The sequence below is a fragment of the Azospirillum isscasi genome (assembly GCF_030849505.1).
Taxonomy (GTDB): domain Bacteria; phylum Pseudomonadota; class Alphaproteobacteria; order Azospirillales; family Azospirillaceae; genus Azospirillum; species Azospirillum isscasi.
The window spans coordinates 1-9,775 of record NZ_JAUJFI010000187.1 but is presented as its reverse complement, the minus strand read 5'-3'; the positions used below and the strand labels follow the sequence as shown (position 1 = coordinate 9,775).

Genomic DNA, 9,775 nt, shown 5'->3' with positions numbered 1-9,775 from the left:
GTGGGGCTGTGCGCCGGAGCGGCGGTGGCCCTGCACACGGCGCTGGCCGACCCGCGGGTGGTCGGGACGGCGCTGGTCAATCCGGGACGCTTCGTGCTGGGCGGCGGCGTGACGCAGGAGGAGGCGATCGGGACCGCGGTGAAGCCCGCCGCCGCCTATCTCCCCCGTCTGACGGAGCCGGCGGCCTGGAAGGCCATCCTGCGCCAGGACCGCAAGGCGGCGCGCATCGCGCGCGGCCTGTCGGAACGGGCGGTCCGCCGCCTGCGGATCGGGGCGGTGCGGCTGTGCGCCGGTCTGATGGGGCGGGGCGGCGCTCCGGACGATCCGGTGAGCGGGTTCAAGACCCTGTCGGAGCGCGGGGTCCCCGTGCTGATGGTGCACAGCGAGGGCGACGTCACCCTGGGCGAACTGGAGGCCCAGGCCGGGGCCGGCGGCGGACGGCTGCGCCGGATGCCCGGCCTGCGGATGGAGCGCCTTCCCGCCGCCGACCACAGCCTGATGGAGCGCGCGGCGCGGGAGCGCTTCGCCACCCTTCTCGACGAGCTTCTGGACGGGATCGGCTCCCGGCGAGCGGCGCCGCCGGCTGGCGACTCGCTTTCCGCTGAATCCCTTCGCCAGCCGGCAGCCTGACGCGGGATTCTTGCCACCACGCTGCATCCTGCGCTATGTAATCAGCCGCTTACCGCTACTGAAAAGGGCATGGCTGATGGCCGGTTTCCAAGGATCGCTGCCGCTGATGGGCGGGTTGTCGGTGCGCCATCCCCGGCCTTCGGACGAGGAGTTTCTTCTGGGGCTGTTCATGGACGCCCGGCCCTGGCTGGCCGAGGCTCAGGCCCAGCAGGACCGGGATTTCATCCGCACGCTTTACGAACAGCAATACAACGCCATGCGGACCGGCCAGGAAACCCGCTATCCGCAGCACCTGGATTTCGTGGTGGAGAAGACCGGCCAGCCGGTGGGCCGGATCGTCCTGGATATGGGCCGTTGGGACTGGCGCGTGGCGGAGGTGGAGATCCACAAGCTGGCCCGCGGCAAGGGCATCGGCACCGACCTGCTGCGCAGCCTCCAGGGCACGGCGATGCAGTTCCGCCTGCCCATGACCCTGTCGGTGAGCGAGACGGACACCCGCGTCCACTGGTTCTACTACCGGCTGGGCTTCGATCTGCTGGTGAAGTCTCCGCCGGTTCTGGAACTGATCTGGTTGCCGCCCGGCCATCCGGGCATCCAGCATCTGCCGCCGCAGATTCTTCCGCTTGCGTTGCAGCGGGGCGGCGCGGCCTGAAAAGGCCGTCCCGCTCCCGTTTCCGGGTTGCCGAAAAGACAAAGCCGCCGTGTCCGCGACAATCGGAAAGGCGGCTTGCGGCGGTGCGCGCCGGTGGAACCGGCGGCGGAACCGGTCAGTTCAGGACGAGTTCGAAGCAGGGCCGGTCCGGGTTCAGCGGAACCGTCCGGACGATGAAGAGGGGGCCGAGCGGCCCCTCGGTCGGGTGGTCGATCAGGTAACTGCCGTTCCACAACTCGTTCTGCGCGAACGCTTCGAACGTCAGCGAGAATGAGGTCCGCTTCGCCCAGCGGGGGGTGAACTCCGGGCGCTCCTTGACCACGGCCAGTTCGACCTCAATGATCGTGGACCGGTCCTCCGGCGCCAGGAAGCGGAACGTCTGGCCGATATGCGGGGTGAACTGCTCGGCGGTCAGCGTGCTGAATTCGACGGTCATGAAGGGGCTTCCGGTAGCGGGACGGCGTTTCGGGGGGCGGGGGACACCCCGGTCCGCCGGAGGCGGAACCGGGGTGTCAACCTGTCATCAGTCGCGGGTCGGGTAAATACCCATGGTGACGATGAACATGGTGAGCGCCAGGAACGGCTGCAGGTTGGAGATCGGCACCGGCATGCCCTGGCCGCCGCCCGGCGACACGGACACGACGCCGCCGCCACCGGACAGCGTGACGTTGCCGGTGGCCGAACCCTGCAGGTACGAAGCGGTGGGGGTGGGGCTGGTGTTGGTGTAGGGGCCGTCGGTCTGCCAATCGATGCCAGCGCTCGGATCGCTGACCTTGACGCCGCCAAGCCAGTTGGCCCCGTTGGTGGGGGTCGCCGAAGCGCCCTGACCCGCCGAGAGCGGAATCTGCACGGTGGCGTTGATGGTGGCCGTGCTGCCGCCGCCGCCGGCCGGCGTGAAGGACGCGGCGTGGGTGTGCAGCGGCAGGTTGACCAGGTTCAGCGTGGTGGCCGCCGTGCCGCCGGCGGCGGCCGGGTTCAGGGTCAGGTTCAGATAGGGGCTGATGCCGGAACCGACCATGACGCGGCCGCGCAGGTCCGGCAGCTTGAAGGTCGGGTTTCCGGTGCCGCCGTAAATGGTGCTGATGAGCGAGAACAGCGCCTGGTTCTGCTGCACGGGCACTTCCTGGCCCCAGCACTGGGCGCTGCCCTGCGGCGCGAAGACGCCGGCGAACGGGAAAATAAGGGCGATATAGACGTCCATAACGATACCCCCGAATTTCATTAAAGCTGATTGAGACGGACGGCGGCACGGCATCACCGCTGGGGCAAGCGCGCCAAACCGAACGTGGTGGCAAGAATACCGGAATATTCTCCAAAAGCGCTAGTTCGGTCGCTGCGCCTGAACTGGAATATGTTCTTTCACATTACCAGAAGCGTGGGCGTCTCAAACTTCCGGGCTTTTATCATGCGAAGGTATGTATTTCGCAGGGAGGCAGTGGCGGTCCTGGAAGGTTTTTATGACGAAACTGAAACCCGGAGGATGCATTTCGATGAAATGTTGCAAAATGAAACGAGCTTTCGCCATGTCTGGACGCGAATCGGGTCAGAGTGGGGTATTAAATTCGCAACCTCGGGGTCACCAAGCGTTGTATGCACGTGAGAATAGGTGGTACTTTCCTCAACATCTCACACTTATGAGTGACTGCCTTCGGTGTAGGAAGGAGGCGGTACGGTGATCGTCGGGGAGAGGAATCATGGCGCGTATGCGGGGTGTGAAGGGCGTTGGCGGGAACGGGCTGTCCGGCAAGACGCGCAAACCGTCCTCTTCCATGTTCGCCATGGCGCTGGAACCGCGGTTCATGTTCGACGCGGCTGGCGCAGCCACGGTCTCGGATGCGCATTATCAACCCGATCAGGCGCTGCTGGCGAACCAGACGTCCAACACCGCCGCCGATTCGGCGGCCAAGGAGGCGGCCAAGGAGGCGGCCGTCCCTGACGCCGTGAATTCACCCGCCGGTTCCGCTCCGGTTCTCACCGAACCCGCGGCGGTGACGGCGCGGCTGGCCCAAGTCCAGGGATCGGTCCGGTCGGTGGTGTTCGTCGATACGACGGTCAATGATTACCAGACACTGATCAAGGACGTCGCGCCGGACGCCAAGGTCGTGCTTCTCGACCCCAGCCGGGAGGCGCTCGGCCAGATGGCCGAGGCGCTGTCCGGGCTGTCCGGTCTGGATGCGATCCATGTCGTCAGCCACGGCAACGACGGCCACCTGTACATTTCCGGCCGCGCCTATTGGGCGGACGGTTTGGCGAACCGTGGGCAGGATCTCCAGGCGATCGGTGCCGCGCTGAAGCCCGGCGGCGACATTCTTTTCTACGCTTGCAACGTCGGTGCTGGAGACGTTGGGCAGGACTTCGTTCAGACGATCCACCGTCTCACCGGAGCGGACGTGGCGGTTTCCGGTGACCAGACCGGCAGCGCGACGGGGCAGAACTGGACGCTGGAGGTGCAAAGCGGGGCCATCGAGGCGGCGGTGCCCTTTGCCCGCTCGTCCATGGATGCCTTTGCCGGTCGGTTGGGGACTGTCGTCATCACCTCGGCGACCGGGACGCTGTCGGGATCGCTGAACCATGCGATCATGAATGCAAGCGCCGGCGATGTGATCGAGTTCAGCCCGACGCTGATGCCCACCAAGGTTTCCCTGGGCGTTACGACAACCACTCTGACGGCGGCGGCTCAGAACTTCACGATCAACGGCGACGTGAATGGCGACGGTATCGCCGACATCACGATCTCCGGTGACGACGGCGACGGCGCGACGCTCGCGGCGGCGAACTACCGGGGACTCACCTTCAATGCGTCGGGCAAAACCCTGACGGTCAAGAACCTGATCATGGAGCGCTTTTATCATTCAATCGCTCTTCAAGGTGTTCTGACGGTGCAGTCCGGGGCGCTCGAAGTCGATGGTGTGATCTTCCAGAACAACCTGAACAACGTCATCACCACGACCACCGCGACCACATCCGTGACGATCAGGAACTCGGTTTTTCGTGATAACGTGGGGGAGGTGACCGGTACGGCTGGCTTCGCGGTCGTTCGAACGCAGGTGACCGGAACGCTGACGATCGAGAACAGTCTGTTAGCAGACAACAGCTATGTCGCGAACATGGGCGCGCCTTCGGCGAACTACCCGGGCGCCACCATTGTGCAGCAGCACAACACGGCAGCCTTTACGGTCAACATACGTAACGTCACCATTGCCAACAACAGTTACATCAACAATAACTCCGCCGCCGCCGGTGTAAAGACAGCTGGCATCGGTGTCTATTATGGCGGATCAACCAGCACGGCGACGTTGAACGTTTACAACACGATCATCGCGGGGAACTCGGGCAATCTTGGCGGAACAAATTTTGCCGATCCGAACGCCATCATCTACGACAGCGCCAAAGTTACCCTAAACGCCGATAAAAATTACCAAGGCTCTATAACCGGTGCCGCGACATTCGTCGACTCCACCAATGCCAATCTCAGTCTGCGGGACTATCGTCCGGCTTCGACTGCAACGACGTTCATCAACAAGGGCAACAGCAGCAACGCGAACTATTACGGCGGGAGTTACGACATCCGCGGCATCGACCGCATTCGCGACGGTGTGCTCGACCTTGGTGCGTACGAGGTTCACTGGAACGCCGGCGCGCCGACGGTGGACCTGAACGGGGCGGGGACCGGAAGCGACGAATCCGTCAGCAGCGGGACGCCCAGTTCCGGCGTGCTCATCGCGCCCAACGCCACCCTGGCGCAAACCGACACCGACACCCGCCTGCTCGGCGCCACGGTCACCTTGAGTGGCGTGGTGGACACCGGAAATGAAACGCTGACCCTCTCCGCGGCGGACGTGAATACGGCCAAGCAGTTGGGCATCGCGGCGCTCGCCAATGACGGAGCCACGATCACGCTGAGCGGTGCCGCGTCGGTGGCGAATTACCAGGCGGTGATCCGTCTGACCCAGTACAAGAACTCCGCCAACGGCTTCACCGGGGGCACGCGCACCGCGACGGTCGTCGTCAACGATGGCGAAACGACCAGCACCGCGCGGACCAGCGCGATCACCCTGACCTCGGGCGTCGATACGACGCCGCCCACGGTCAGCAGCATCGCGGTGTCCGGAACTCCGGCGGCCAACGCCTCGTCCGTCAGCTTCACCGTGACCTTCAGCGAGAGCGTGACGGGGGTGGACACCAGCGACTTCACGCTGGCGACGACGGGCACGGCGGCCGGCACGATCGCGTCGGTCAGCGGATCGGGCAGCAGCTACACGGTCACGGTCAACAGCGTGTCGGGCGCCGGCACGCTGGGGCTGAACCTGAAGTCCAGCGGCACCGGCATCCAGGACACGGCGGCCACGCCCAACGCCATCGCGAACCAGGGCTTCACCGGGAGCACCCACACGGTGGACCGGGTCGGGCCGGTCTTCACCTCCTCCGCCACGCCTTCGGTTGCGGAAAACACGACGGCGGTCGTCACGCTGGCGGCCACGGACAGCAACGGTCCGGTGACCTACAGCCTCGTCGGCGGCAGCGATCAGGCGAAGTTCTCGCTGTCCGGCGCGGCGCTGGCCTTCGCCGTAGCGCCGAACTACGAGGTGCCGACCGATACGGACACCAACAACGTCTATACCGTCATCGTGCGCGCGACGGACGCCAACGGCAACACCACCGACCAGACGGTTTCGGTCACCGTCACCAACGTGAACGAGGCACCGACCAGTTCCACGCTTCCGGCGGTCTCGGGCACGCCGACGGTTGGTCAAACGCTGACGACGACCGACGGGACCTGGAGCGATCCGGAAAACGACACTCTGACCTACACCTACCAGTGGTACCGGGCGACCGACACCGCCGGTGCGGGTGAAACGGCGATCACCGGGGCGACGAGCGCCGCCTACACGCTGGCGGCGGGCGATCTCGGCAAGTATGTCCGGGTGGTGGTGACGGCCAACGACGGCAACGGCGGCACCCCGACCGCCGCATCCGGCTATTCCCTGGTCGGCGCTGCGACGTCGTCCGGCGAAGGCTACAACATCTTCTTCATCGCCAACGACGGCACCAACGGCGCGGAGCTTTGGGCCTACAACAGCGTCACCGGCAAGTCGGCCATGCTGGGCGAGTACATCCGCAGCGGTTCGGCGTCCTTTTTCCAGAGCAGCAGTCCGGGCTTCTTCGCCTACCAGCACAACGGGAACGTCTATCTCAGCGGCAGCGATGGGCTGACCGTTCCCTTCGGCGGCGTCGGGACGGAGTTGTACCGGTACGACGGCGCGTCCTTCACCCTGGCGCAGGACATCCGCTCCGGGGCCACGGCGAACGGTTACACGGCGGCCAACAGCGCCGTCGTGGTGCGCGGCGTGATCGGCGGCAAGCTGCTCATGTCCACGACGACGACCGACTCCAACGGCTATCCGGATCTGTTCCTGTTCGATGGCACCACGGTGACCCCGATCGACCTGAACGGCACCGCCAACGCGGCGGCGGTGAACGGGGCGCTGTACAAGGTGATCAACGACACGCTGTATTTCACGGCCTACCTGACGGGTGACACTTCCGTCACGCTGTATAAGATGGATGCCAACGGCGTCGTCACGTCGACCGGTGTTACCGGCGTGAGTCAGGCCACATGGGCCACGGATGGGACGACCATCTATTATTTGACGGACCAGTTGTCGACCGGTACGGCCTCGATCCGCTACTACAACACTTCGACCACTGCGAGCGGCACGGTTCTGGCCAATGAACAGACGGATGGCGTCGCTCTGGTCGGCGATCTCTATTATTATCAGGGCAGGCTGTATTTCTCCGCGCGGATGACGCCCTCGAGCTCCGCGATAAATGGCGACGACACGGAACTCATCGTCTACGACCTCGGCACCAGCACCCGCACGGCGAAAAACCTGTGGGCCGGCGGAGCCTCCGATCCGCGCGGCTTCATCGGCGTCAACGGTGTGGTCTACTTCACCGCCAGCAACGGCACGGACCGCGACATCTTCAAATACGATCCGGTCACGGACACCGCGACGAAGATCGTCGCCAACGCGACGACGCTGGGCTGGACGACCTATGACAAGTCCAGCATTCCCGTGGTCTATGACGGGAAGATCTATTTCGCGGGGACGACGACTGCGAACGGCAACGAGCTGTTCGTTCTCGATCCGGCGACCGATACGATCTCGCTGGTCCGCGAGATCCGTTCCGGATCGACCGGTGCATCCGTCAGTGGGCTGGTCGTCTTCGACAATTTCGATCTGGCGCCGCTTCTGCGCAATCTGACTGCGGTCAAGTTCACCGTCGGCGGGAGCGCGGTGAACGCCGCTGCGAACCTCACCGTGGTGGACATCGACTCCACCAACCTGACCGGCGCCACGGTGACCATCACCGGCTTCACCGCCGGCGACATTCTGAGCGTCACCAACTCCGGCGGCATCACCAGCTCCTACAATGCCGCCACCGGTGTCCTGACCCTGACGGGCACGGCAACGGACGCCGCCTATCAGGCGGTGCTGCGCACCCTGACCTTCAGCGCCTCGGCGGCGGGGAACGGTGCGCGCACCCTGTCGCTGACGGCGACCGATGGCACCAAGACAAGCGCGGCGACGACCTGGAGCCTCGACGGTTCCGCTCCGGTCATCACGAACCTGTCCACGGACACCGTGAACTACACGCCCGGCAGCACCACCGCCGTCATCATCGACCAGGGAACCGCCGTGGCGGTCACCGAGGCGGGAAGCTGGGACGGCGGCACGCTGCGGGTGTCCATCACCAGCGGCGGGACGAGCACCGAAGACGTCCTGGCCATCAACAACCAGACCGCCGGTGTGCAGAAAATCAGCATCTCCGGATCGAATCTCAGTTACAGCGGCTTGGTCATCGGCACCTTCACCGGCGGTTCGAACGGCAGCGATCTGGTCATCACGTTCAACAGCTACGCCACGACCGAGGCCATAACGGCGCTGCTGGCGAACATCACCTATAGGAATTCCAACAGCACCACCTATTCCACGACCAGCCGGACGGTCAGCTTCACTCTCACCGATGGCGTCGGCAACGTCAGCACCGCGGCCACCCCAACGGTGAGCTTCAGTGGCGCCTCCAACGGCGCGCCGACGAACAGCGTGGTTCCGTCAGTCACGGGAACGGCGACGGTGGGCAACGCGCTGTCCGCGACCAACGGCAGCTGGACCGATCCGGACGGCGACAGCCTGAGCTACACCTACCAGTGGTACCGGGCCGACGACACCAACGGCACCAACGCCGCGTCGATCACCGGGGCGACGAGCGCCACCTACACCCTGACCACGTCGGACGCGCACAAGTACCTGCGCGTCGTGGTGACCGCCAACGACGGCAACTCCCACACCCCGACGGCGACCTCGACCTACACGGCCATCGCCAACAGCGCGCCGGTGAACAGCGTGGCCCCGAGCGTGTCGGGGACGGCGACGGTGGGCAACGCGCTGTCCACGACCAACGGCAGCTGGAGCGACCCGGACGGCGACAACCGGAGCTTCACCTACCAGTGGTACCGGGCCGACGACACCAACGGCACCAACGCCGCCTCGATCACCGGGGCGACGAGCGCCACCTACACCCTGACCACGTCGGACGCGCACAAGTACCTGCGCGTCGTGGTGACCGCCAACGACGGAAAGGGCGGCACGCCGACGGCGACCTCGGCCTACACGGCCATCGCCAACAGCGCGCCGGTGAACAGCGTGGCCCCGAGCGTGACCGGCACGGCGACGGTGGGCAACGCCTTGTCCACGACCAACGGCAGCTGGAGCGACCCGGACGGCGACAACCGGAGCTACACCTACCAGTGGTACCGGGCGACCGACACCGCTGGTGCGGGTGAAACGGCGATCACCGGGGCGACGAGCGCCACCTACACGTTGGTGGCGGGCGATCTCGGCAAGTATGTCCGGGTCGTGGTGACGGCCAACGACGGGCGGGGCGGCACCCAGACGGCGACCTCGACCCGCACGGTCGTCGCGGCGGGGTCCGGGAACGGCGCACCGACGAACAGCGTGGTTCCATCGGTGACGGGGACAGCGAAGGTGGGCAACGCGCTGTCCGCGACCAACGGCAGCTGGACCGACCCGGACGGCGACAGCCTGAGCTACACCTACCAGTGGTACCGGGCCGACGACACCAACGGCACCAACGCCGCCTCGATCACCGGGGCGACGAGCGCCACCTACACCCTGACCACGTCGGACGCGCACAAGTACCTGCGCGTCGTGGTGACCGCCAACGACGGCAACTCCCACACCCCGACGGCGACCTCGACCTACACGGCCATCGCCAACAGCGCGCCGGTGAACAGCGTGGCCCCGAGCGTGTCGGGGACGGCGACGGTGGGCAACGCGCTGTCCACGACCAACGGCAGCTGGAGCGACCCGGACGGCGACAACCGGAGCTACACCTACCAGTGGTACCGGGCCGACGACACCAACGGCACCAACGCCGCCTCGATCACCGGGGCGACGAGCGCCACCT

At 65.6% G+C, this 9,775-nt stretch carries 4 protein-coding genes and 1 pseudogene; 3 read left to right on the top strand and 2 right to left on the bottom strand.

Annotated features, from left to right (window positions below):
* Positions 1-630 (top strand): annotated as a pseudogene (locus QSG27_RS25000) (hypothetical protein); the annotation flags it as partial.
* 76 nt (positions 631-706) lie between these two features.
* Entirely contained in the window at positions 707-1,282 is a 576-nt protein-coding gene (locus QSG27_RS24995) for a GNAT family N-acetyltransferase (protein WP_306710948.1), read from the top strand.
* A 115-nt stretch (positions 1,283-1,397) separates the two neighbouring features.
* Here the strand turns inward: QSG27_RS24995 and QSG27_RS24990 are convergent, their stop codons facing one another.
* Both QSG27_RS24990 and QSG27_RS24985 read right to left on the bottom strand, forming a co-directional pair.
* The gene (locus QSG27_RS24990) at positions 1,398-1,718 is read right to left on the bottom strand and encodes a DUF6916 family protein (RefSeq protein ID WP_306710947.1); all 321 of its coding nucleotides are present in this window, start codon (positions 1,716-1,718) and stop codon (positions 1,398-1,400) included.
* A gap of 87 nt (positions 1,719-1,805) precedes the next feature.
* On the bottom strand, positions 1,806-2,483 hold the full coding sequence (locus tag QSG27_RS24985) for a phage tail protein (protein WP_306710945.1): 678 nt from the start codon (positions 2,481-2,483) through the stop codon (positions 1,806-1,808).
* A 739-nt stretch (positions 2,484-3,222) separates the two neighbouring features.
* On the opposite strand from QSG27_RS24985, the gene QSG27_RS24980 reads away from it, so the two are divergent.
* Positions 3,223-9,775 (top strand): DUF4347 domain-containing protein (locus tag QSG27_RS24980; RefSeq protein ID WP_306710943.1); only part of this gene is annotated, 6,553 nt, incomplete at its 3' end.